Annotated in this window: 1 pseudogene; it reads left to right on the forward strand. The window is 81.6% G+C overall.

The features are described from left to right. Positions 1-738, forward strand: a pseudogene (locus tag ACFV0G_RS37690) (hypothetical protein); the annotation flags it as partial.

Here is a 738-nt window from a genome sequence, read left to right on the forward strand (position 1 = left end):
CGCGGCGGCGGCGCGCACACCCTCGCGCACCCGCGCTCCCGCCCGCGCCCGCGCGCGCGCGCCCCCGCCCCCGCGGCGCCCCCCCCCCCGCCGCCGGGACGACGGCGTCCGGACGGCGCTCACCGCGTTCGAGGCGCTCCTGCTCTCGCTGGCCGGCCGCACCGACCGGGCGCGCGACCTGCTCGACACCGTCGGCGCGACGGCCGCCGGCGCTGCCGTCCCGGCCGGCGGGGCGCCCACCCGGTGCGACGTGCTGGTGGCGGCGGCCCGCTTCCGGGTCCTGCTGGCGGGCGGGCGGATCGAGGAGGCGGCCGGTCTCGGACGGCAGGTCTTCGACATCCACCGGCGGGTGCCCGAGCGGACGGGGCTCTCCCATCCGGCCGGCCGGCTGAGCGAACTGGCCGGCGCACTGCTGGAGTCGGGCTCCTTCGACGAGGCGAGGGCGGCCGTCCTGGAGGGCCAGGCCGTCGCCCTGCGGGACGGGGTCGGCTCACTGGCGTCCTGGTTCCCGCTCCAGCTCGGCCGGATCGCACTCGCCCGCGGACGGTGCGCGAGCGCCGCCGACCACTTCCGCGAGGCACTCGCCCAGGCCCGCTCCTTCGCCGTCGCCGCGGCCACCGTCGCCCCGCTCGCCGGCCTGGTGCTGGCCGCCGCCGCCCGGGGACGCAGCGACGAAGAGACCGTGCGGGCGCTGCGCGCCCTCACCGGGCCCGCACCCGCCGCCCCCGAGGCGGGGAC

It is taken from the genome of Kitasatospora sp. NPDC059571, from assembly GCF_042735675.1.
In the GTDB taxonomy this organism is placed as follows: domain Bacteria; phylum Actinomycetota; class Actinomycetes; order Streptomycetales; family Streptomycetaceae; genus Kitasatospora.